Raw genomic sequence first — 21399 nt, 5'->3', positions numbered from 1 at the left:
AGAATGTTTATACCAATGAGAATGTAATTGATATTCTTAAAAAGGTGATAAAGATATGCAAAACTCTAGCACCCTCAAATCCGGCTTTCTTGCTGTGGTCCTAGCTCTGCTCCTTTTAATGAACCCCGCTGCCCCATCCTCCTTCGAGCGTTTCTCTTAGCTACGACCAGGGTAACAGCACCCTGAATGTGACAATAACCCACACAGTATCAGATCCAGCAAGACACTACATCAAGACGGTCGATCTGTTCAAGAACGGACAGAAGATTCTATCAGAGGACTATACATCCCAGCCTACTCTGGCCACATTCACAAGGAGCTACCAGCTGAACGCTACTGCGGGTGATGTGATCGCAGCTAAGGCTACATGTGTTATCGCCGGCAGCAGGTCCGCAGAGATCACGGTTGCAGAGAAGAGACTCGCAATCCAGTCAGCATCATCCCTTCCTCTGGACAAGATAAAGCTCCCACCTGGATTCAAGATCGAAATCTATGCCGAGAACCTTACATATCCTCGGTCCATGACAATGAGCCCGAACGGTACACTCTTTATCGGCACAAGACAGCCCTTTGAGCTTTTGGACTCCGGTGAGCTCTCTCCAGTCTATGCTATCAAGGACGAAAACGGAAATGGTAAGGCAGAGCCTGGGGAGATACGGATCGTTGATATGCTCAAAAATCCAAATGGTGTTGCCTTCCACGACGGGGCACTCTATGTCGCAGAGATAGACCGGATACTTCGGTACGACGGTATCGAGTCCAGGCTTGACAGCCCACCAGAACCTGCAGTTGTCAAGGAGCTGCCGTACTACATCCTGCATGGCTGGAGGTACATCAGGTTTGGACCTGACGGCAAGCTATACATTGCCATGGGCGCTAACTGCAACGTCTGCACTCACGATGATCCCCTGAATGCCACAATCGTAAGAATGAATCCAGACGGCACAGGAATGGAGGTCTATGCACGCGGAGTCAGAAACTCGGTCGGCATGGACTGGGACCCGCGTACAGGCGAGCTATGGTTCACGGACAACGGCCGCGATGAGCTGGGTAACGACGTGCCCTCGGACGAGCTGAACCACGCCCCGGTTCCAGGACTTGACTTCGGATTCCCTTACTGCCACTCTGGAAGCATTCCTGACCCTGACCTCGGATCAGATGAGAGCTATGTTTGCCATGAAAAGGTACCCCCTGCATGGTGTCTTGGACCGCACGTCGCACCGCTGGGCATGAGGTTCTACACCAGCTCTATGTTCCCATCTGAGTACCAGAACTGTGTCTTCATAGCAGAGCACGGATCCTGGAACAGGGACACACCGATAGGATACCGCGTGGCTGCAGTGAGGATAGATAACAACACTGCCATCGGCCATGAGATCTTTGCAGAGGGATGGCTCGAGAACGGGATCGCGTGGGGAAGACCGGTAGATGTAGAGGTAGCAAAGGACGGATCGCTCCTGGTCTCAGATGACCTGGCACAGGTTGTCTATAGGATCTACTTCACAGAAGCCAGTGTCCCTGGGCATTCGTGGATATCGCGACTGGCACAGGTGATCTATATGATCTAATTTACAGGATGTGTTTAAAATATTTTATCTCGAAGGGCGAGCTGATCAGGACGACTGCCGCTCGATCTCCTCCTTCACAAGCCTGTGGGCGACCGACGGATCCGCCCGGCCCTTCGTCCTCTTCATCACCTGGCCGACGATGTAGTTTATCGCTCTGGCGTTGCCGCTGAGGTAGTCCCTCACCGCCTCCTGTGAATCGGCAACCGCCTCCCTGACAGCCTGAACGACATAATCATCATCCGCTCTCTTCAGGCCCATGCTCTCGGCGATCTCCCTCGGCGAGCCACCCCTGTCGAGTATGGTTCTTATAAGAGTGACCGCGATCTCATCTGTGATCTCCCTCTCGGATAGCATTCTCACTATCTCGAGCATGTGATCTCTGCTGAAGCTATCTATCGTCAGATCCCTGTAGTTCAGCTCCCCTTTGAGTACATCGGCGATCCATACAGCAGCGAGCTTCGGATCGGATCGAGCAGCAACCCACTCGTAGAAGTCGGCGACCTTTATCTCAGATGTCAGCGACTTCGCGTGATCATCGGTTATGCCGTACTGCTCCCTGAACCTCTCCCTCTTCGCATCCGGCAGCTCTGGAAGCTCAGCCTTTATCCTGGGAACCCAGTCGGCGATCCTGAGAGGAACGAGATCCATCTCCGGGAAGTATCTGTAGTCGTGAGCCTCCTCCTTTGTTCTTATCGATACTGTCACGCCGCGAAGCTCGTCGTAGTGCCTGGTCTCCTGGACCACCTCTATGCCTCTGCGCTTCAGGTTCCTCTGTCTGGTTATCTCATAAGATAACGCCTTCTCGACGCCCTTGTGGCTTGAGATGTTCTTCACCTCAACCCTGTCCCCGCCTGCAAGCGATACGTTCGAGTCCACCCTCAGAGCGCCCTCCAGGTTGCCATCGAAGACGTCCAGGTACTCCAAGATCGTTCTGAGCTTGTCCAGAAAGAGCCTGGCCTCCTTGGGAGATCTGAGATCTGGCTCTGTGACGACCTCGAGAAGCGGCATTCCGCAGCGGTTGTAGTCGACCAGCGTATACTTCGCTTTATCGATGGTGCCTGCGTGTACCAGTCTCCCCGGGTCCTCCTCCATATGGACTCTGGTTATCCTTATTCTCCGCTCCTGCCCGTCATCGCCTTTGATGAGGACGTGCCCGCCGGTTGCCAGCGGATAATCGTACTGGCTTATCTGGAAACCCTTCGGAAGGTCCGGGTAGTAGTAGTTCTTCCTGTAGAACATCGTCTCCTCTGCTATTCTGCAGTTAAGCGCCAGGGCGACCTTTATCCCGAACTCCACGGCCCTTCTGTTCAGAACGGGGAGCGACCCCGGGAGGCCGAGACATACCGGACATGTGTGCGTATTTGGTGGAGCGTCGTGGTAGCTGGTGGAGCACCCGCAGAACATCTTGGATCTGAGCTTGTTGAGCTGGACGTGAATCTCCAGCCCGATAATCACGTCGTCCATCAGACCACCTCAGGGGATCTCAGATGGTACGGAGTGGCTTTCTCGTAGGCATTCGCGACCCTGAGCAGGAGCCCCTCCTCAAACGGCCTTGACATGAGCTGCAGCCCCACAGGAAGGCCATCCGAGAATCCGCATGGCAGGGATATCGCTGGAATTCCTGCCAGGTTTATGGGCACTGTGAAGACATCTGACATGTAAAGAGAGAGCGGATCTGTTATCCTCTCCCCGATCCTGAACGCAGGGAATGGCATCGTGGGGGATGCGATTATATCGACCTCCTTCAGCGCATGCTCGAAGTCCCTTCTTATCAGAGTTCTGACCTTCAGAGCCTTCAGGTAGTATCTCCCGTAATACCCGGCAGAGAGAGCATACGTACCAAGCAGGATCCTGCGTTTGGTCTCCTTCCCGAACCCCATTGCCCTTATCTCAGAGAAGGTCGTATGCCAGTCCCTGTCCTCGCCGACCCTCAACCCATACCTCAATCCATCAAATCTGGCAAGATTTGAGGATGCCTCAGACATCGCTATTATGTAATACGCTGGAAGCGCGTACTTCGTGTGCGGCAGGCTGATCATCTTCCAGCTCGCACCAAGACCTTCCAGAACTGATATCGCGTCCCAAACTGCCCTTTCAACTCCAGGATCGACTCCCTCGCCGAAGTACTCCTGTGGCACGCCGATGCGTGTGCCTCTGACATCCCCAAAGATGCTGTTGAGATAGTTCTTTTCAGATGCAACAGATGTGGAATCCCTCGGATCGTGGCCACCTATGACATCGAGGAGAAGAGCCGCATCCTCCACGGTCTTTGTGAGCGGGCCTATCTGCTCGAGCGAGTTCGCGTATGCGATCAGCCCGTAGCGTGAGACCAGCCCGTATGTTGGCTTCAGCCCAACGATGCCGCAGAATGAGGCTGGACATCTGACAGATCCGCCAGTGTCCGATCCCAGAGCACACGGAGCCTCGCCGGCAGCCACGGCAGCCGCGGATCCCCCGCTAGAGCCGCCGGGCACCCTCTCCAGATCCCACGGGTTCCTCGTGGGGCCGAAACAGCTTGTCTCCGTCGATGTACCCATGGCAAACTCATCCATGTTCGTCTTTCCCATTATTATGGCGCCCTCTGCCTTGAGTCGCTCTATGACATGCGCATCATATGGCGGGACGAATCCTCTGAGAATCCGGGAGCTGCATGTTGTCTCTATTCCCTTTGTGCAGATGTTGTCCTTGATCGCGATCGGAATCCCAGCGAGCGCGCCCTTCCAGGGCCTGGCATCGAACTCCCTTGCCGCTTCCAGGGCGCTCTCCCTCGCAAGCGTTGTGAACGCGTTCAGCCTGCTGCGCTCTATCCTCTCGAAGATTTTGTGAAGATATTCCTCAGCGGATCCGGATAAGATCTCTTCTTTAAGTTGGGTGAGCATGATCACACTATCCTCGGACTCCTGAAGTATCCTTCTTCCCTTCTGGGCGCGTTTCTCAGGGCGTCCTCCTGAGAGAGCGACTCCCTGGGCAGATCATCCCTGAAGACGTTCGCCAGATCGACAACCCTGTATGTCGGCTCCACGCCCTCAGTATCAACCTCATCCATCTGCTGGAAGTACTCCAGGATGGTGTTGAACTGCGCAACAAGCTCCTCCCGCTCCTCATCAGAGATCCTGATGCTGGCAAGCCAGCTTATGTGCTCGACATCCTTGATGGTGATCATGGTATCCCCACATATGAAGTGTAAGACCACAGGCCATGCCGGCTTGTGAATCTGCTGGGTAATATACCTATCCCGCCGGGCCCGAGTTTATTCTAGGCGCAGTCTTCAGTGGAAAAACACGTCAGCAACTCCGGCCTGAAGACCAGAGCTTACGCTACCCTGCCATCCCAGGGGTTTTATGAAGCGCAGCCTGACAGGCCGACTGAATGCAGGCGGGAAATGCGCCATCGGCTCTGAAGAGATGGGCCGCTGGGGCTTTGGCATCTTACCACTGCACAGGCCTGCCAGGAACCGCTCTGGCAGTAGCGTCAGAAGATCCGGGTCGTCTGCTTCTGATGCGATCCTAACGAAATCGCTCCTCAAACGGCATCGACCTGAGGTAGAACTGCCTGGCATGAACCAGCAGATCCAGTAGGTACGAGTAGTTCTCTGCAACCACAGAGATGCTGTCATCGCCTATGGACCACTCGACCCCTTCATACACATCCGCCAGAGGCCTCCAGAACTCAGCAGGTTCGAACTCCATCCTGTATTTATGCCTGTCTGTAAAGCTCAGCTGTATCCTCTTATCACTCATGCCTTGCCCTTCCGCTCAACGATCTCCGCAAAAGCAAGAGTTCCGCTTATCTTCTTCACCTTCGCCTTGACGATCTCGCCCTTAGATGTGTTCGGCACAAAGATCAGGTACTTGTCCACCTTGGCTATGCCATCGCCCTTGCTCCCCACAGACTCGATTCTGAGCTCGTAGGTCTCGCCCTCCTCTATGACGTCCTTGGCCACAACCGCCCTGGCCTTCCGCTTCCTGACCGGCCTGTGGGCTCCGCAAGCGTCGCATTTCAGCATGAGAACTCGATCGCTCTTTATGAGATGTGTGTCAGGGAGCTTGCACTCTGAGCATATCACATATTCATCCACATAGGCCTCGATCTGGTTCTGGATCGCCTGCTCTGTGAACTTGCCCTGGAAGATGCCACGGTGCCCCTCGATCTTTCCTGCGGTGCCGAGCTCCTGGAGAAGGAACTTCATCAGGTGATCAGGATCCCTGTTTAAAGCATCCGCTATGGATGCGAAGTTGTCGAGCACCGTAGTCTTGCCCTCGTAGAAGATCTTGGGCACGGGGATCTGGAAGCGTTCCTTCGTGCCCTTGGTGGCGGGCATGGACCTCATCGCCCGCTCGAGTCCAGCTAGATAGTCCTCCAAGCCTGGTCACCATTCAGGAGCCTACGATGATCTGGACCGGCGAGGGCAGCTTGTGTCCAGCCCTTCGCAGAGCCGTCTTGGCCTCCTCGATATGCTCAGGGTGCACACCCAGCGTGAATATCCGCTGTCCGGGGTAAACCTGGGCCGCTGTGCCGACAGGCTTCCCGAATGCGCGACGCATACCGCTGGAGACTCGGTCAGCGCCTGCGCCTGTAGCCTGCTTGTTCTCCCTTATGACATGGTGAGGGTAGACCCTCAGCTTAAGATGGAAATCGTTCCTTCCAAGTGTTTTAAGGAGATAACGGTTTGCAGCAACCCTTGCCGCCTCAAGTGCAGTGTGCCTGATCTGGCATGGTTCTCTCACCACAAGAGATAGCTTCACAGGGAATTCTGCGGTGAGATTCCCCATGTCATAGTGAACGACCTTGCTTCCAGGGACGCCTCCTATGTACTCCCTGCGGGTGTAAGGCCGCTCGATCCTTCTGTACATGCTTCCTGGTTTTCGCGTCAAATAACACTCCTCCGATGAGCTTGATACCTGCTACCTGCCATCCACTAGTTTATAAGTCTTAGTATCCGAGGTGCGCTTCTGGCGTCAACAATAAGAGCCAGCCAGCTCAGAGCGTGGCATATGAGATGCGAGATTTGCGGCGCTGATGGAGTGCACCTCCTCAAGGTCATGCACAGAGAGCTCGGGCCGAGAAGGATATGCGAGAAGTGCTACAAGCGTGAGATCGACAGGCTACTGGAGCTGAAACGCTGCTGCTGATGGGAGAATGGCTCTTCAGGCGTGATCAGAGCTGCGCGCTGGCAGCGGTACCAGAAATCCTTATATGGATCGAATCCGCTACTGAATACAGAACGCGGGGGTAACCAAGCCAGGCCAACGGTGATAGACTCAAGATCTATTCTCGCAGGAGTTCAAGGGTTCAAATCCCTTCCCCCGCATTTATTTGCCGGTAAGAAATAAATGAAGTTTACTTTTCTCTTGTGGGACCTGTCCGAATAAGATAAAAGCCAGAGCCGAGTATAAGGTTACTTCAATGAAATTTAAAGAGGCGATGACATCTACATCTTTGATTTCTGTGTTATCCAGCATACCCCTCTTCAGCAGGAATAAGGTGCCTTTAGAAATCAAGCTTTTCGCGATATTATATGGTCTCATCCAGTGTGAGGAGGACGGCGTCAGTTCTTGGTGTGGGCAAGTCGAGTGTACATTACTGGATCACACGGTTCAAGGAGTCTCTTGATTATAAACCCGAGAATGTAAAGTCGCTTGGCATAGTGAGGTTCGGTGTAGACGAAACTATTCTGAAATATAATGGTAGGAAATGTTACTTTTTTGCTGCAAATGATCTTGAAAGAAATAAAATAATTCATCTAAGAGGGTCCATGGTACAGAGACGCACTCTGCCGACTTCGTAAAAGTCAGATACGAATCATTTGGGGATCGAAGCCTCGTGGAATCTGTATTCTCCTCGTTCAAGCAACGGGCAAAAATATTCTTCTGCTCAATAACTGTGAACTTCAAACGCATAAAACCGGAAGCCTGAGATGGACAAGAGCTATAGAATGCTGGAACAACTTATATAAAATGTTTATCTTTTACTATAACTTCGCGAGGGGTGATAGTGTTATTCGGACAGGTTCACGTGCTGAACCGATAATTTGAAGTATTTTAATGGCTATCATCCATTTCGGATGCTTAGTATCGAATATTAACGTAGATCTCATGTTTATTCTCAATATTTTCCTTTTTTAGTATATATTAAGCATCCAAATTACTTTAAAGTATCATTTAACCATCTAATAAATAAAATAAATGATACCACAAACTTTATCTGAAATTTAGTCGAAAATAAGAAACAAAATCCAAAGATAACTGGAATTTATGTATTTTAAAAAAATGCTATGTTGGAGAGGGGTAATACTGGATAACCAGATCTACGAAGCCTTCGACTTGACGTCGAAGGGCTTCGACAACAGGTCGAAACGCAGGAAGCCCCGCACTTCATGGCGGGGAGGAAGTCACTTCCTATAGAGAGATTCAAAGCTTCAGCTGCTCCATCTCGCCCTCAAGCCTGTGCAGCTCCTTAGTGTCCAGGGAGAGAGGATCTATATGCACGAGCATCACCGCTCCTCGCAGGGATACCTCATCCCTCTGCGACTGTATGAATCTGAGAACGGTCTCGTAGTTGCTCTGCGTGATCAGATAGCCTATGCCCTCCAGGAGTATCACCGGATACTCCGCTCTCCTCAGGAAATCCGATATCATCGAGCTGAGCCTGGGGAAGTTCGTGGGATCCACAGATCTGAACTTGCCCTCCTCTGTCTTCTGCGTCAGCCATATGACCCACTCAGGCGAGATTCCGTACTTCTCGCGCAGGGTCTCAGGGTTGTACCTCGATATGGACAAACCATCTAGGCCTGCGTGAATCAGCTCGCTGAATATCTCAAAGCAGCGAGCAGGCTTATCCTCCTCTATCGCATATGTTGTGCCCGGGTTGAGGACCAGCTCGTATATGCTGAAGCCGAACTTGTCGATGAGGGGTCTGAGGACCTTTGCAGCATCGAAGCCAGGATCGATCCTGCTCACGCCCGCGGATATCCGCCTGATTATCGTGAAGAAATGCCTCCTGGTGATCTTGCACCTGGTATCGATCTCGATCAGACCCCTGCCACGCATGTCAGGGTCGCATGATGTCTCCTCAGAGATGCCCGATTGCTCCCTGAGAACCGAGTTTGCGATATCCATGGCAGCTTCAGGAGATCTTGTGCTTGCAATTATGGCAAGTATGAACACCCTGAGAAGATAGGATGGCAGCGGGCCTGCGGTGAATATCAGCCCCTTCACATCGACCGGCTCCGTCTTGGATACACCGCAGAAGCCCACGAAATCCGAGGAATCAGCCAGGAGCAGCCTCGTGCCGGTCCTGCGAACGAGACCCTCCAGCTGATTGACAAAGTCCAGCATATCCTCTTCCTGTGTGACATTCTCATTTACACTCACAAGATGCTCCAGACTATCAAGAAGTATCACGCTGTTTTTGCTGGACTCGACGAACGTCTTTATTGTGAGAAATAAGAGCGGCAGGTTCGCAGGGGAGATATGCTTCTCTCGCCCCTCCTTTTTGGGATTGAGCCATATAATCGGCGTCTCTGTGAGCCCGAACCTGCTCCTGACCTCATCTGGATGTCTGTGTGTAACACAGAGCCCCTCAAAGCCATGCGTCACCTGATCTGTGAAGATCTCGTATGCCCTCTCCGCCGAAAAATATATCCTGCCGGGCTCGAGCCTGAACTTCGGCGGGACCTCCCCCTTTCTCTCGACCACCGGCCTTGGTATGGTCTGCTCCTCAACGATGATCCTTGTTGTGGAGGTCCCCAGCGAGCCTGTGAGGATCCTCTCCGCATGATCCCAGAGATCCAGGAGGTGCCTGGCATCAACCCTATCCCTGGAGACGCCAAGCCTTGCAAGATCCGCGTCTATCAGAAGCCTGGCCTTCTCCGCCCCGATGTATCTGGCCAGCATCGACTCGACCTCATCAACAGTCCCCAACCTTATTGCCGGCCGCTCGATCGGAATCGCACCCCTCCTCTCGCTGAATATCTCGACAAATCCCTCTGCCTCGACCCTCTCCTCAGGCGTCTGGCTGCTCATCAAAGAGATTAGCACATAAAGGCTCACGTTAATAAGAAGACTCCAGAAGACAGAGTTCGTCCATGGGTCCAGATCCACGCCAAAGAGGTTCGTCGGTCTGAGTGCTTGTATACCGAATGGGCCTTCGTCCAGAATCGAGCGCGATAGCCAGCCAGCCTTGACCATTGTCGGGATCAATGCTGTGTACACCCATAGCACGAAGCCAGCGCTCATACCTGCGATCGCACCCTCCCTGCTGCCCTTCCTCCAGTACAGACCACCTATCACAACCGGACCCATCTGGCTCGCAGCCACGAAGGATATGAGGCCGATATCCACCAGGCTCTGGTACTCGACAGCCCTGGAGTAGAGGTAGCCGAGGATCACCACGAGAAGTATGTTGATGCGCTTGGCATTGAGCAGAAGACCCGGGAGACCCCTGCCCTTGCCTATGTATCTCATGAGATGCGGCAGCTCGAGCTCATTCAGCATCATATGGCCAACTGCGACGCTGTCGACGAGCACCATCGCAGTGGCTGCAGATGCGCCTCCTATGAAGACGAGCACAGCGAGAGGTATGTTGCCCATTGAGTACGGGATCTCTATAACGAACATATCCTTGACCCCGGGTACATTCAGGATCAGGCCGGCTCCAGCTATCGCTGGAACGAAGAGATTTATCAGAAGCAGATACAGGGGAAACAACCACATGGCCTTTCTTATGTGAGACTCATCAGAGTTCTCGACAACCATGACATGAAACTGCCTCGGGAGAAGAAACGCCGCGAAGAAAGATATCAGCGTGAGGGTGAACCAGGAGGTATACTCTATTGTTATGAGATGGGCGAACTCCTCCGTGGACAGCACACGATCTATTATCTCAGAGTAACCACCGAAGATGCCCCAGGTTATGTATGCTCCCGCTGCGACGAACGCGGTCAGCTTGACTATGGACTCAAATGCGACCGCTGCTACAAGCCCCTCGTGTCTTTCCATCGGATCGAGGTGTCGCGCTCCGAAGATTATTGCGAATATGCCGAGCAGGACTGCCACGACAAGCTTTGTGCCCCAGAAAGTCTCTCCGCCGCTTATTATCTGTATCGAGCTGGATATGGCTATGAGCTGGAGTGCGACATACGGTATGACGACCATCAGGCTCACAATAGTCACTATTGCTCCTATGGCGTAGCTTCTGCCGTACCTGAAGCTTATGAAATCGCTGACAGATGTGAGACGGTACTCCTTTGATATGCGGACGATCTTGCGTATCATCACCCATCCGAGTAGCATCAAAAATGTCGGGCCTATGTATATCGTGAGAAACTCCAGCCCGCTTGTCGCAGCTCTCCCGATGCTTCCATAGAATGTCCATGCTGTGCAGTATACCGCCAGGGATAACGCATAGACATATGGATTTGAGACTATGCTCCTGCCGGCCTGCCTCTGCCTGTCTGCATAGTATGCCACCAGGCTCAGCAGGAGGAGGTATGAGACCAGCAGGGCGAATGCAAAAATCGGTGCGCTCATCTCGCACCCCTCCTGTCGAAGATGTATGCGCAGAGTATCACAAGTATCCAGGCCACAAATATATAGATGAGCCGTTCTGGAAATCCGAAAATCTTCTCGGTGGGGCTGGGTATCGAGAGGATCGGCCAGTTGAATAGAGCCACAGCTAGTACAAACGCAAGCACCCAGAGCTCGATCTGCTCGAAGAGTCCCTTCGTCGATATGGTCATGGCCTACAGTCCCGGGTAAACAGTTATGCCCTTTGACGATATATCAAGAGCATGCTTTCCAGCGCGGTGAGATGTACCCATCATCTTGAGGATCTCCAGGGATCGCCGCCTGGTCCTGCCTATCTCCATGTTGTAGAGTATTATCACCCCATCTGTTATGCAGGCGATATCCTGTGGGTAGGGAGTGCTCGATCTGGACTCGGCTGTTATCAGAACCACGCCCTTCCAGCTCTTCATCATGGCGCCCAGCCTGAAGAGAAATCTGCTGTAGTTATCCTTCAACACCGTCTTGAGGAAGGGGAGTGAGTCTATGACTATTCTTCTGGGCTGAAAGCTCCTGACCTCGCGATCCATCAGCTCCAGGATCTCGTCCTCATCACCCCTCTCTATGACCTCCCCCAGATCAACGTATCTTATCAGGGTGCCGAAATGCCTGTGATCCACGAACTCGTAGGTGGAGATGAACCTCAGCATCAGCTCGGCAGGCTCGCTGAGCGCCATGAAGTATATCCCGCGCTCACCAAGCTCCGCTCCCTTGAAGAGGTACTGCATGCAGAGAGTCGTCTTTCCGCTGCCTGTCTCCCCTGAGATAAGAACGCTGGAAGGTACCGGTATCCCCCCTTCCAGCATTTCGTCCAGCCCCGGGATACCCGTGGGCATCTTCTCTATGTGTCCCGTCCCAACCGCCCCCATTCAATGGCGGAGCATGAAAGCCTGAATCCTAACTGATCAATTAACCTCTTTTATTATTTCTCTTTTGTCTGTGAAGAGAATCTGCAGGAGATCAGGAAAAGATGGGAGGTGTCAAATAGGGTGCAAAAGTGCTGCCATTCATTCCCTGATTCGGTGGATCATGACCTGAAGGAGATTGTATGAGACATAGGGAATCGACGGCCTCTGGCGGGGGATATCCATGAACCCGAGAAATGGGCGCTGATGATCTCAGTTCAGATACCTGACAGAGGAGATAGAGTCAATTGGTACTGGGGCAGGATCTAGCTGGGCTTGTATCCCCGCGAAGAGCCTGCAGCACGATCCAGAGGGATGGCTGAGATCAAGGCTTCAGACCGAACTCCTGCAGCCTGTGAATTGCATCCCTGCGGGCGCTCTGATGCTCTCTCAGGAACTCTCTGATCCTGGCTGCTGCATTCTTCTTGCAGGTGCCGCACATCTGCCTGCCGCTCCTGCACTCCTCGTACAGCTCCTCCAGCTCCCTGTCATCCTCTGCGAGGTGGAAGAGCAGAAATTCGTAGACAGCACATCTCTCAGGCTCTCCACCATAGCGTCGCTGCTCGGCCAGAGATTGCTTCCCTCCGGTTATCGCCTTCATGATCTTGCTCGCGGCCTCCTCAGGATCCTCTGTCAGAGCTATGTGGCTCTCCGGCCGGCTGGACGACATCTTTCCGCCTGTCAGTCCGGTCATGAACCTGTGGTATATCGATGCCGGGGGGATGAAGCCGAACTCGCCGTTCTTCACCTCGACCTCTCTTATGATCTCATCGATCCTCTCAGCGCTGTCGCCATCGAAGAGATCTATGTGCTCTGAGTACTGCCTGATCCTGTATCCCGCATCGATCAGAGCATCTGCAGCCGCTGTGATGAGATCCGGGCCTGCCGCCTTCCCCCGGATGCTTATGTATCCCTCCCTCTGCTCGACCAGAAATTTTCGCATCCTGTATGCGAGATCTCGAGTCAGCCGCATGTGCGCGTCCTGGTCAGATCCCACAGGAACAACAACAGGCTTCGGACCTCCGTAGTCTGGAAGCTGCGGATGGAGTATATCCGCGCCCTGGGCCATCACGCTCTCCATGTGGCCGATGGATGTCTCTCCGGAGAAACCGTAGATCGCACTCACCTCTGAGAAGTTCGTCTCTGCAGCTAATTCGAATGCGAGATCCCTCATCCTGTAGTTCTCCGACTGGAAGTATATGTGGCCGGTGGGCTCGAAGCCGAGCGCTATGAGGCTCAGGATGTAATCGTTTATCCCGAGCTCCCTGCACCTCTGCCAGCTGATCCCGCGCACTGCATGCGCCTCCATGTTTGCGATGGCCACGAATGCATCCGCGCCGTGCCTCTGGTGCCATATGATCTCGTTCATCACCATCATGTGGCCGAAGTGCGCTCTGCCGCTGGGCATGAAGCCGCTCATGACCGCAAACGGCCTGCGCTCCTTCATCGCCCTGAGAACGATATCATAATCTCTGTGCCCGAATATGATGCGCCTTCTCATGTAGGGATGCGGATCGTCGATCTCAGGCAGGATCTCCTCGAATCGCGAGATTCCAAACTCCTCGAAAAGCTTTGAGTAATCTTCGATCTGAGATGAGCCCCAGGGATCCAGCTTCACTTCCATGGCTGGGGGCAATGATTCGGACGTATATTTAAGTTATCTCTTCTGGGCACGATGCGGTTGAAGGACGACTGCACCGGATCTTATTTGACATAAAACTCCTGCCTGGCTGCGTCAATCGGAGATGAATACCAATAAGAGAATGCGCATGAAGCCGGACCACATGCTATGGAGCTCAGTTAGCCGAGCACATCACCTCATTCGAATGCAATCAGCACAGCAATGCCAAAAGTTATGAACATGTAGGTAAAGCTTCTGTAAGTCTGCGTGAGAAATATGGTGCTCGATAACCTAGGCGGATCGCTTCGAGGTGCCCTGAAGAAGATAGCCTCGGCAACACGTATTGATAAAGCTCTTGTGGACGACGCCGTGCGCGACATCCAGCGCGCCCTGCTCCAGGCTGATGTGAATGTGAAGCTCGTGATGAGCCTCTCGAACAGGATACGCGAGCGTGCGCTCAACGAAAAGCCCCCTGCAGGGATGAATCCCAGAGAGCACGTGATAAACATAGTCTACCAGGAGCTTATCAATCTCGTCGGCAGGGGCACGGACATCCCGCTCAAGAAGCAGACGATCATGCTTGTTGGCCTCCAGGGCAGCGGCAAGACCACAACAGCTGCAAAGCTCGCGACATACTTCCAGAGGAAGGGTTTGAGAACAGCTGTCATATGCGCAGACACGTTCCGGGCTGGGGCATACGATCAGCTCAAGGCGCTCTGCGACCGGCAGGGGATATTCTTCTACGGGGAGAAGGGAAACAAAAACGCGCCTGAGGTCGCAAAGAACGGCCTTGAGGCGACAAAGAAATACGATGTGCGCATAGTGGATACGGCCGGCAGGCACGCGCTCGAGAGCGATCTGATCCAGGAGATGAAGGACATCCATGCGGTTGTGAATGCGGATCACAAGCTTCTCGTCATGGATGCTGCTATCGGCCAGCAGGCTAGCGAGCAGGCCAGGGCCTTCAACGAGGCTGTTGGAATTACAGGGGTCATAATAACAAAGCTTGACGGAACCGCGAAGGGTGGTGGAGCGCTGAGCGCGGTCGCGGAGACCAAGACATCTGTCGCGTTTATAGGCGTTGGCGAGACTTCAGCCGACCTGGAGAAGTTCGAGGCTGACAGGTTCATATCACGCCTTCTCGGCATGGGCGATATTAAGGGATTGATCGAGAAGGCCCAGGAGGTGCAGGTCGAGAGCGATGTCGATGTAGACGCGATGATGAAGGGCAAGTTCACCCTGAAGGATATGTACAAGCAGCTCGAGGCCATGAACAAGATGGGCCCTCTGAAGCAGATAATGCAGATGCTCCCGATCGGCGGAATGGGCATCGAGCTCTCCGACAAGGAGTATCAGGTCACAAAGGAGAGGCTCGACGCATACAGGTTCATCATGGACTCCATGACCGAGGAGGAGCTCGAGGATCCAAAGATAATAAACGCCAGCAGGATAAAGAGAATCGCACGCGGAAGCGGCACGCGGCCCGAGCTGGTCAAGGAGCTTCTGAAGTCACATGCAGCAATGCAGAAGGCCATAAAAGGAATGAGAGGGGGAATGGGGCGTATGAACGTGAAGAAGCTCATGAAGCGTCTGGGCCAGCCGAAGGTCTAGACCTTCGATTCCTCATACGCGATCCATACGGTTACTATCCCCACCAGGATCAGAAGCGGACCGATCGACCCCCTTATGATGTCTGCTGTGTACGTCCACCAGTTCAGACCGTACAGCCAGCTTTTTTGCCCAAACCATGCCGGGTCTGCCATGGTCCATATTCCAGCGATGACCACCAGAATGCCGATGATCACCTTCAGAACATCTCCAAGCCTCAAAGCATATCCCTCCTTTCGGAATTTAGATGCAACTGACTGGTTACTCTGCAATAGTCCGATATATTAAGTGCTTCCGATATCCAAGCAGATGTCCCCAATTTCTGGCCTCAGCACTTATTCTGACTGTCTCCCAGTCTGCTGGAAAGATATTTAAATGATGCTACATATTAGCGAAACAATGGTTTACTTTGTGATACTATAGAGGTGATATGTTTGTATGCGCGTCTGTCCCTGGTCGTTCTAATGCTTCTGATGCTACTCCCTGTCTCTTACGCCCAGGAGCCTCTCTGGCTCGGTCGCGGCGCCAATGAGGATGTGGTGAATCTCGACGTGGGGGCGAGGTCTCCTGGTTATGTGCCCTCCTTCGGGATCAGGGGATTTGCAGCGCCTGTGTCCCCTCAGGTGATGGCGCTGAGCCCTGGAGCGATGGTCCATCAGGCGGAATCATTGTTGTCTGAGACGAAGAGAGCACGAGATGAAGTCCTATCTATCCACAATCTGACGAAACTCATGGCGGTTTATGCATCAGAGAACGCGAGCATCGCGAGATCAATGGCAGAGTCCGCTGAGATGAATGCCAGAAGAGCTGAGACGAGCGCGCACGAATGCAGAGTGGTGCTCAACGAGACCGAGAGCGTGAGATCTGAGATCCTCTCTATCCACAATCTGACGAAACTCATGGCGGTTTATGCATCAGAGAACGCGAGCATCGCGAGATCAATGGCAGAGTCCGCTGAGATGAATGCCAGAAGAGCTGAGACGAGCGCGCACGAATGCAGAGTGGTGCTCAACGAGACCGAGAGCGTGAGATCTGAGATCCTCTCTATCCACAATCTGACGAAACTCATGGCGGTTTATGCATCAGAGAACGCGAGCATCGCGAGATCAATGGCAGAGTCCGCTGAGATGAATGCCAGAAGAGCTGAGACGAGCGCATACGAATTCAGGATGGCGATCAACAGGAGCAGCTGAGACTCCAGCTGCATCACAAGAGATGCAATCGCCGCAACTGGGGTAATCTCTGCGCCCCATCTGGAAAGGTTTTTACAGTTTGGCATTATGGGTAAAGCAGTGAGACCTTGAACATCAGGCGTGGCTGGATGATGGCTGTGCTTATCGCGGCGCTCATCGCCATAGCCTACTTCATGTTCCCACTCATGGATGGCATCATCCTCGGCACGGTCTTCGCATACATAGGAAGGCCGATACGCGATATGTTTGGAGCCCGGAAACGCCTCGGCTCAGCCATCGCCTCAATATGGATAATAGTGCCGATCTCTCTGGTTCTGATCCTGGGCGTGATGGAGATAGCGAACCTGTTCATTTGGATTGCCCAGAACCAGGGCAGCATAGCGAGGGAGATAAGCAGCACCATTTCAGGCCTCGAGATCCCTGAGGAGATATACACGCTCATCACAGGAAGCCTGCAGAACGTTCTCAGCTTCATGGCAGACCTCGCTGCGAGGATGCCACTCTTCGATTACGGCAGGAGGATGATCCTGCTCGCAATAAACCTTGTACTATCGATACCTGTATGCTACTTCCTTCTCTGCGACGGCGAGCGGTTTGTTGAGTCCTGGTTCACCATAGTCCCTGAGGAGAGCCTGGACACATACAGGGCATACTTCGAGAGGATCGACAGGATCCTGAGCGGCATATTCCTCGGCAGCATGTACACCGCGATCGTTGGAAGCGTGATATCGGCCATAGTCTTCTACGCATTCGATGTCCCCAGGCCGTTTGCGATGGCTAGCCTGGTTTTCATAGCAGGTCTGGTGCCTGTCCTGACGGCATGGGCTGTAATTGTCCCGATATCGATATACAGATACATACTGTTGGGTCCGGCCGAGGCTCTCATGTTCTTCGCCGTCGCATCCGCCCTGATCTATCTCCCCTCTGAGCTGATCATACGGCCGTACCTTGTGGCAGCACGCTCCTCCATACACCCACTGCTTGTTATACTGTCTTTTCTGGGCGGGGCGATGGTGGCCGGAATAGGCGGTTTCTTCCTCGCCCCAGCGATCATGGGCGTGATCGTGGGCATATATCAGGTCAGAAGGGAGCAGGCCCTGGCGAAAGAGACTCAGAGCGAGCAGGATCTCTGAGGTGAAGTTATGCGGTTCTGCATAGAGACCTATGGATGCACAGCGAACATCGGGAACTCCATGGAGCTTAGGGGAGTGCTGATCGCGCACGGGCATCAGGAGAGGGATCTCGATGATTCAGATGTTGTGATCCTCAACACATGCGCGGTGACATCACGCACTGAGAGGGACATGCTCAGGCGGATCGGCGAGCTCAGAGGCAGGAGGCTGATAGTTGCAGGCTGTTTGCCTGCTGCCATTCCGGAGCTGATTGAGGGGCTCGAGGCTGTGGGCGTTCTGAACAGAGATGGTATTGATCGAGTCCTCGATGCTCTTGGAAGATCAGAGAATCCGAAGCCTGATCGCCCCACATCGTGCCTGCCCGGCAGCCTGTGCGGCGTTGTCACCATCTCAGAGGGCTGCCTCGGAGCATGTTCGTACTGCATAGTGAAGAGGGCCAGGGGGGCGTTGAGGAGCAGAGAGCCGTGCGAAATAGAGAGCGAAGTCAGAAGTCTAGTAAGCAGCGGTGCTGTTGAGATCCAGCTGGCATCACAGGATGCAGGAGCTTACGGATGTGACATCGGCACGTCCCTCCCAGAGCTACTCGATCTGCTCTCCGACATGGACGGAGAGTTCATGGTACGGGTGGGCATGATGAACCCAGACTCTGTCTTGAAGATTCTCGACGAACTGCTGGATTCGTACAGGAGCGAGAGGATATACAAATTTCTCCATCTTCCGCTCCAGTCCGGCTCCGACAGGGTTCTGGAAAGGATGGGGAGGGGTTACACATCCGATGATTTTGTTAATATCGTTAATGTGTTCAGATCGAGCTTTCCGGAGATCTCGCTCACAACCGATGTCATAACCGGCTTTCCGGGAGAGACGGATCAGGACTTCAGAATGACGGAGGAGGTGATAAGAATAACGCAGCCTGATAAGGTGAACGTCACGAGATACTCACGGAGACCACACACCCCCGCATTTATGATGTACGATATGCCGGACAGGATAAAGAAGGAGAGGTCGCGCAGGATGACAGAGCTCTGGAAGGAGATCGCTCTCCTCCGGAACGTCCGGCACGTGGGGCACGAGCTGGAGGTGCTGGTCACAGAGCATGGGAGAGCTGGCACCATGAAGGGGAGGACCAGGAACTACACCGGAGTTGTGGTCCACGGCGCCAGCTACATTGGAAAATGGGTTAGAGCAAGGGCGACAGATGCAACGCCCTTCTACATAAAGGCCAGATGCACTGGAAGTCTCTGAACGATCTGACCGAAAGTCTACAGGAGCACAACTGTCAGCCCTCTACGTGAGGGCCATGAGCTCCAGCTTCATCCGCTCCCGATCGCTCATATCAGATCCGGAGTTGGATGCGAGCGATTCGTCCGGCACGTATGTCAGAGTCAGCTTCCTGCGCTTGCCGTGTGTGAGCCTGACATGCCTGGGATCGAGTTCGGCGGCACGCTTCATCACCGTGATCACTGTCGTCTTATTGAGCCCCAGCATGTCCACCAGCTCCGCAGTGGTGTAGTCCCCGGGCCTCTCGCTCATGATCTCTATCAGCGCCCTGGCATGCTTGTCTATAGCACGCCCTTCGCCGTAAACCAGATCCTTTGAGGCCCTTGCATGCCTGGCCCTCAGCTGTGTCTTCAGATCTGCAACCTCTTTCGATAATCTGTCCACCTGATCGATCAGCCGGCCGAGCAGCTCAACATCCTTCCCAGACCCAACGCTCTCCGTCAGTCTGTTTACGGCAGTTATGAGCTCGATCATGGCCTGCTCTTCCTTCAGCTTCCTTTCAGTCTCTGCGGCCTTATTTTTATACAGCTCCAAAAGCTCTTCGAACATCTGCTTACACCTATCAGTTATATAGTTTGTTTGGATGCAGCAAAATATTATTTGTTCTTAAACAGAAGCTACTATATATAGATTTCGATGTACACTCTTAGGTTTCCTTGGGGGATCTCTGGGCTGCAGCGATCTGCACGGCCCAATCAAAGTTCGTATAGAAGAGCATTCATGCCAGCCTCCGCCACTGGGAATGTGCATGTCGCGGGTTCGCGTGCTTTGTTGCCTGAAATTCATAGCATGTGAACGGTCAGTTCATGACGCACCTTCTCAGGGCACTGCAGTTCAGCTCAATCTCTTTGCTGATTCAAACCCACGACCGGAATCCGTGAATGCTTCCCGCCCTGAAGGGGGAATCTTCTCGCTTCGCCCGCTTCACTCCGAAGACCAGAAGATATCTGCTCCCGCTCTATCTATGTGCCCAAGACCGGATCGGTCATCTGTCCGGACCATTGATCTGTAATTCATATAATACGACATCGCACACATCCGTTCACAAAATACGTGCTTTCACTGCAACTGGAAGCTGACGGATATCTTTTATTATGATATCCGCAACCTCCAGCAGCCTGGGATGAGGGTTTGGATTCTGCTGGACTGTGAGCACCCCCAGATCTGCCTCCTCTAAGGCGTAGAGATCGTTGAGACCATCTCCGACCATCACCACAGCTCTGTGATTCTCTTTGAGCCTCTTAACGAGCCCCTTCTTCCGTAACGGATCGGCAACAGAGCATATGTTTTCAGGATCTATGCCGTAATCGACCAGGTGGATCAGACTCCTGGGGCTGTCGCCGGACGCTATGTAGATATCCGCCCCCATGGCCCGGAGCTCATCCAGGACAGATTTGAGACCAGGGAACGGCACGCCTCCGGTGCTCACGATGTACGGGACTGTCATATCCAGAGAGTCCACGATTATTCCAGTTGTGTGGTACGTCTCAGGGCATCTCCGCCTGACGGCATCATGCGCCACCAGAAGATCCCTGACGGTCACATCTGAGCGTCTTATCGCCTCAAGCGCATCCGAACGCGAGACCGGTGTGCTGCAGCAGCTTATCTCTATGCCCTCTGAGCATAGCTCTATCAGCCTGAGCAGATGCGTCTCCTCCGGGCACCTCCGGATTTTCCCGGGATCCATCTGAGGCACGACGAGCGCCCTGCCCGGCCTCTCTATGATTAGCTGCGCTGTCACTATCCTCTCCAGGATCCTCCTGTGGATGAGATCGTTGGCCACGCGGTACATCCGGAGCAGCGTGCCTGCGACATCAAGAACAACTGCCAGCTCGCCCATTGCCATTCGATATTCACGGATGGGTGATGAACATATCGATCCTTAGCGCATGTCTTGAAGGTGAGAGTGTTATAGCACGCATCATTTAGGTCAGATGCCTGCGGGATCCACGGAATCCTGTCAGAGGCCTTTGAATCCGTTCAGCTTTTCGATCTGACGATCTGCTTGTTCACAGATGGCCTGTATCACAAAATATATACCGAAAAAAGACACTGCTATGAGCAGGCATGGAAGATATCTCGAATCGCATCGCTGCGCTGGCTGCAAGGGCGCTCGAGCCGATCATCTCTGCGATGGATGCCCCCACGATCTCAAATGAGATGAATGGCAGGCGCTGGGTGCTCGAGGTGAGCGATGCGCATGTATCCTGCCGCTGGGGCATTGCAGACTGCCTGGAACTTCTGGAGAGTACGGCAGAGGAGCTGGGCGTGCCGTTAGAGGAGGAGCTGGTAGTTAGGCATCCTGAGATGGAGTTCAGCGAGAATATGGTCACCGGCTTCTTCGAGGCATGGAGGGGTGTTTCGGTAAGAAGAAGAAACCCCATGGAGGATATCCTCGAGGCTCTGATCTCCGAGCTCGAGATGCGCGGGGTCAGCATATCTCTGGAAGAGGATTTTATTGTGCTCTCCAAGCACAGAGCGAGACGCTGAACCTCTCCAGAGCTCTTTGGGCACAGGCGGCGGGGGC

General features: G+C 53.5%; 20 protein-coding genes and 1 tRNA gene. 8 read left to right on the top strand and 13 right to left on the bottom strand.

The genetic code is table 11. From position 1 onward, the window contains the following. Window positions 1-188: 188 nt before the first annotated feature. Window positions 189-1568 carry a PQQ-dependent sugar dehydrogenase gene (locus tag NQU42_RS04700; RefSeq protein WP_296609471.1) on the top strand — a complete coding sequence of 460 codons (1380 nt, stop codon included), beginning with the start codon at window positions 189-191 and terminating at the stop codon, window positions 1566-1568. Between the two features lie 45 nt (window positions 1569-1613). Here NQU42_RS04700 and gatB read toward each other — a convergent pair whose 3' ends face one another. From gatB to NQU42_RS04670, 6 genes are all read right to left on the bottom strand, one after another. Further along, the gene (gene gatB / locus NQU42_RS04695; protein WP_296609470.1) at window positions 1614-3032 is read right to left on the bottom strand and encodes an Asp-tRNA(Asn)/Glu-tRNA(Gln) amidotransferase subunit GatB; all 1419 of its coding nucleotides are present in this window, start codon (window positions 3030-3032) and stop codon (window positions 1614-1616) included. After that, entirely contained in the window at window positions 3032-4447 is a 1416-nt protein-coding gene (gene gatA / locus NQU42_RS04690) for an Asp-tRNA(Asn)/Glu-tRNA(Gln) amidotransferase subunit GatA (RefSeq protein ID WP_296609468.1), read from the bottom strand. The genes gatB and gatA overlap by 1 nt, the downstream gene beginning before the upstream one ends. A gap of 2 nt (window positions 4448-4449) precedes the next feature. Beyond that, window positions 4450-4731 carry an Asp-tRNA(Asn)/Glu-tRNA(Gln) amidotransferase subunit GatC gene (gene gatC, locus NQU42_RS04685; protein ID WP_296609467.1) on the bottom strand — a complete coding sequence of 94 codons (282 nt, stop codon included), beginning with the start codon at window positions 4729-4731 and terminating at the stop codon, window positions 4450-4452. Window positions 4732-5074: 343 nt separating this feature from the next. Continuing rightward, entirely contained in the window at window positions 5075-5308 is a 234-nt protein-coding gene (locus NQU42_RS04680) for a hypothetical protein (RefSeq protein WP_296609465.1), read from the bottom strand. Next, window positions 5305-5931, bottom strand: a complete 627-nt coding sequence (locus NQU42_RS04675) for a translation initiation factor IF-2 subunit beta (RefSeq protein ID WP_296609464.1) — start codon at window positions 5929-5931, stop codon at window positions 5305-5307. The genes NQU42_RS04680 and NQU42_RS04675 overlap by 4 nt, the downstream gene beginning before the upstream one ends. 13 nt (window positions 5932-5944) lie before the next feature. Next, on the bottom strand, window positions 5945-6442 hold the full coding sequence (locus NQU42_RS04670; RefSeq protein ID WP_296609462.1) for a 50S ribosomal protein L16: 498 nt from the start codon (window positions 6440-6442) through the stop codon (window positions 5945-5947). Between the two features lie 120 nt (window positions 6443-6562). Here NQU42_RS04670 and NQU42_RS04665 point away from each other — a divergent pair, with 120 nt between their 5' ends. Continuing rightward, the gene (locus NQU42_RS04665) at window positions 6563-6700 is read left to right on the top strand and encodes a hypothetical protein (protein WP_296609461.1); all 138 of its coding nucleotides are present in this window, start codon (window positions 6563-6565) and stop codon (window positions 6698-6700) included. Between the two features lie 94 nt (window positions 6701-6794). Continuing rightward, window positions 6795-6879: transfer RNA gene (locus tag NQU42_RS04660), tRNA-Leu, on the top strand. Window positions 6880-7978: 1099 nt separating this feature from the next. Here NQU42_RS04660 and NQU42_RS04655 read toward each other — a convergent pair. The 4 genes from NQU42_RS04655 to NQU42_RS04640 all read right to left on the bottom strand — a co-directional run bounded on the left by NQU42_RS04655 (window position 7979) and on the right by NQU42_RS04640 (window position 13660). Continuing rightward, complete coding sequence (locus NQU42_RS04655) at window positions 7979-11098, bottom strand: DUF835 domain-containing protein (RefSeq protein ID WP_296609459.1); 3120 nt, start codon at window positions 11096-11098, stop codon at window positions 7979-7981. After that, window positions 11095-11307 (bottom strand): hypothetical protein, encoded by a 213-nt coding sequence (locus tag NQU42_RS04650; protein ID WP_296609457.1) that lies wholly within the window; start codon window positions 11305-11307, stop codon window positions 11095-11097. Before NQU42_RS04650 ends, NQU42_RS04655 begins: the two co-directional genes overlap by 4 nt. A gap of 3 nt (window positions 11308-11310) precedes the next feature. Further along, entirely contained in the window at window positions 11311-12000 is a 690-nt protein-coding gene (locus tag NQU42_RS04645; protein WP_296609456.1) for an ATPase domain-containing protein, read from the bottom strand. Between the two features lie 361 nt (window positions 12001-12361). After that, the gene (locus tag NQU42_RS04640) at window positions 12362-13660 is read right to left on the bottom strand and encodes a tryptophan--tRNA ligase (protein ID WP_296609455.1); all 1299 of its coding nucleotides are present in this window, start codon (window positions 13658-13660) and stop codon (window positions 12362-12364) included. A gap of 273 nt (window positions 13661-13933) precedes the next feature. On the opposite strand from NQU42_RS04640, the gene NQU42_RS04635 reads away from it, so the two are divergent. Next, a complete protein-coding gene (locus tag NQU42_RS04635; protein ID WP_296609453.1) occupies window positions 13934-15268 on the top strand; it encodes a signal recognition particle protein Srp54 in 1335 nt (444 codons plus the stop codon). Here NQU42_RS04635 and NQU42_RS04630 read toward each other — a convergent pair. Continuing rightward, the gene (locus NQU42_RS04630; protein WP_296609452.1) at window positions 15265-15486 is read right to left on the bottom strand and encodes a hypothetical protein; all 222 of its coding nucleotides are present in this window, start codon (window positions 15484-15486) and stop codon (window positions 15265-15267) included. The genes NQU42_RS04635 and NQU42_RS04630 overlap by 4 nt on opposite strands. A 213-nt stretch (window positions 15487-15699) precedes the next feature. On the opposite strand from NQU42_RS04630, the gene NQU42_RS04625 reads away from it, so the two are divergent. From NQU42_RS04625 to NQU42_RS04615, 3 genes are all read left to right on the top strand, one after another. Beyond that, window positions 15700-16458 carry a hypothetical protein gene (locus NQU42_RS04625; protein WP_296609450.1) on the top strand — a complete coding sequence of 253 codons (759 nt, stop codon included), beginning with the start codon at window positions 15700-15702 and terminating at the stop codon, window positions 16456-16458. A 107-nt stretch (window positions 16459-16565) separates the two neighbouring features. Then, a complete protein-coding gene (locus NQU42_RS04620) occupies window positions 16566-17591 on the top strand; it encodes an AI-2E family transporter (protein ID WP_296609449.1) in 1026 nt (341 codons plus the stop codon). A 9-nt stretch (window positions 17592-17600) separates the two neighbouring features. Next, on the top strand, window positions 17601-18836 hold the full coding sequence (locus tag NQU42_RS04615) for a tRNA (N(6)-L-threonylcarbamoyladenosine(37)-C(2))-methylthiotransferase (protein ID WP_296609447.1): 1236 nt from the start codon (window positions 17601-17603) through the stop codon (window positions 18834-18836). A gap of 42 nt (window positions 18837-18878) precedes the next feature. Here the strand turns inward: NQU42_RS04615 and NQU42_RS04610 are convergent, their stop codons facing one another. Both NQU42_RS04610 and NQU42_RS04605 read right to left on the bottom strand, forming a co-directional pair. Next, window positions 18879-19421, bottom strand: coding sequence for a hypothetical protein (locus NQU42_RS04610; protein ID WP_296609445.1), 543 nt, complete (start codon window positions 19419-19421; stop codon window positions 18879-18881). A 493-nt stretch (window positions 19422-19914) separates the two neighbouring features. Beyond that, window positions 19915-20718 (bottom strand): HAD family hydrolase, encoded by an 804-nt coding sequence (locus NQU42_RS04605; RefSeq protein WP_296609443.1) that lies wholly within the window; start codon window positions 20716-20718, stop codon window positions 19915-19917. Window positions 20719-20939: 221 nt separating this feature from the next. Between NQU42_RS04605 and NQU42_RS04600 the strand changes: the two genes are divergently transcribed. Continuing rightward, window positions 20940-21362 carry a hypothetical protein gene (locus NQU42_RS04600; RefSeq protein ID WP_296609442.1) on the top strand — a complete coding sequence of 141 codons (423 nt, stop codon included), beginning with the start codon at window positions 20940-20942 and terminating at the stop codon, window positions 21360-21362. The last annotated feature ends 37 nt before the right edge of the window (window positions 21363-21399 follow it).

Source organism: Methanothrix sp., assembly GCF_024518575.1.
In the GTDB taxonomy this organism is placed as follows: domain Archaea; phylum Halobacteriota; class Methanosarcinia; order Methanotrichales; family Methanotrichaceae; genus Methanothrix_B.
The sequence above is the reverse complement of the archived record's forward strand: the minus strand, read 5'-3'. Positions and strand labels throughout refer to the sequence as shown.

Excerpts from the sequence above, each read along its gene's own strand:
- gatB (WP_296609470.1), bottom strand. The coding sequence starts at position 3,032 with ATGGACGACGTGATTATCGGGCTGGAGATTCACGTCCAGCTCAACAAG.
- gatA (WP_296609468.1), bottom strand. The coding sequence starts at position 4,447 with ATGCTCACCCAACTTAAAGAAGAGATCTTATCCGGATCCGCTGAGGAA.
- gatC (WP_296609467.1), bottom strand. The coding sequence starts at position 4,731 with ATGATCACCATCAAGGATGTCGAGCACATAAGCTGGCTTGCCAGCATC.
- NQU42_RS04680 (WP_296609465.1), bottom strand. The coding sequence starts at position 5,308 with ATGAGTGATAAGAGGATACAGCTGAGCTTTACAGACAGGCATAAATAC.
- NQU42_RS04665 (WP_296609461.1), top strand. The coding sequence starts at position 6,563 with ATGAGATGCGAGATTTGCGGCGCTGATGGAGTGCACCTCCTCAAGGTC.
- NQU42_RS04655 (WP_296609459.1), bottom strand. The coding sequence starts at position 11,098 with ATGAGCGCACCGATTTTTGCATTCGCCCTGCTGGTCTCATACCTCCTC.
- NQU42_RS04650 (WP_296609457.1), bottom strand. The coding sequence starts at position 11,307 with ATGACCATATCGACGAAGGGACTCTTCGAGCAGATCGAGCTCTGGGTG.
- NQU42_RS04645 (WP_296609456.1), bottom strand. The coding sequence starts at position 12,000 with ATGGGGGCGGTTGGGACGGGACACATAGAGAAGATGCCCACGGGTATC.
- NQU42_RS04640 (WP_296609455.1), bottom strand. The coding sequence starts at position 13,660 with ATGGAAGTGAAGCTGGATCCCTGGGGCTCATCTCAGATCGAAGATTAC.
- NQU42_RS04635 (WP_296609453.1), top strand. The coding sequence starts at position 13,934 with ATGGTGCTCGATAACCTAGGCGGATCGCTTCGAGGTGCCCTGAAGAAG.
- NQU42_RS04615 (WP_296609447.1), top strand. The coding sequence starts at position 17,601 with ATGCGGTTCTGCATAGAGACCTATGGATGCACAGCGAACATCGGGAAC.
- NQU42_RS04610 (WP_296609445.1), bottom strand. The coding sequence starts at position 19,421 with ATGTTCGAAGAGCTTTTGGAGCTGTATAAAAATAAGGCCGCAGAGACT.
- NQU42_RS04605 (WP_296609443.1), bottom strand. The coding sequence starts at position 20,718 with ATGGCAATGGGCGAGCTGGCAGTTGTTCTTGATGTCGCAGGCACGCTG.
- NQU42_RS04600 (WP_296609442.1), top strand. The coding sequence starts at position 20,940 with ATGGAAGATATCTCGAATCGCATCGCTGCGCTGGCTGCAAGGGCGCTC.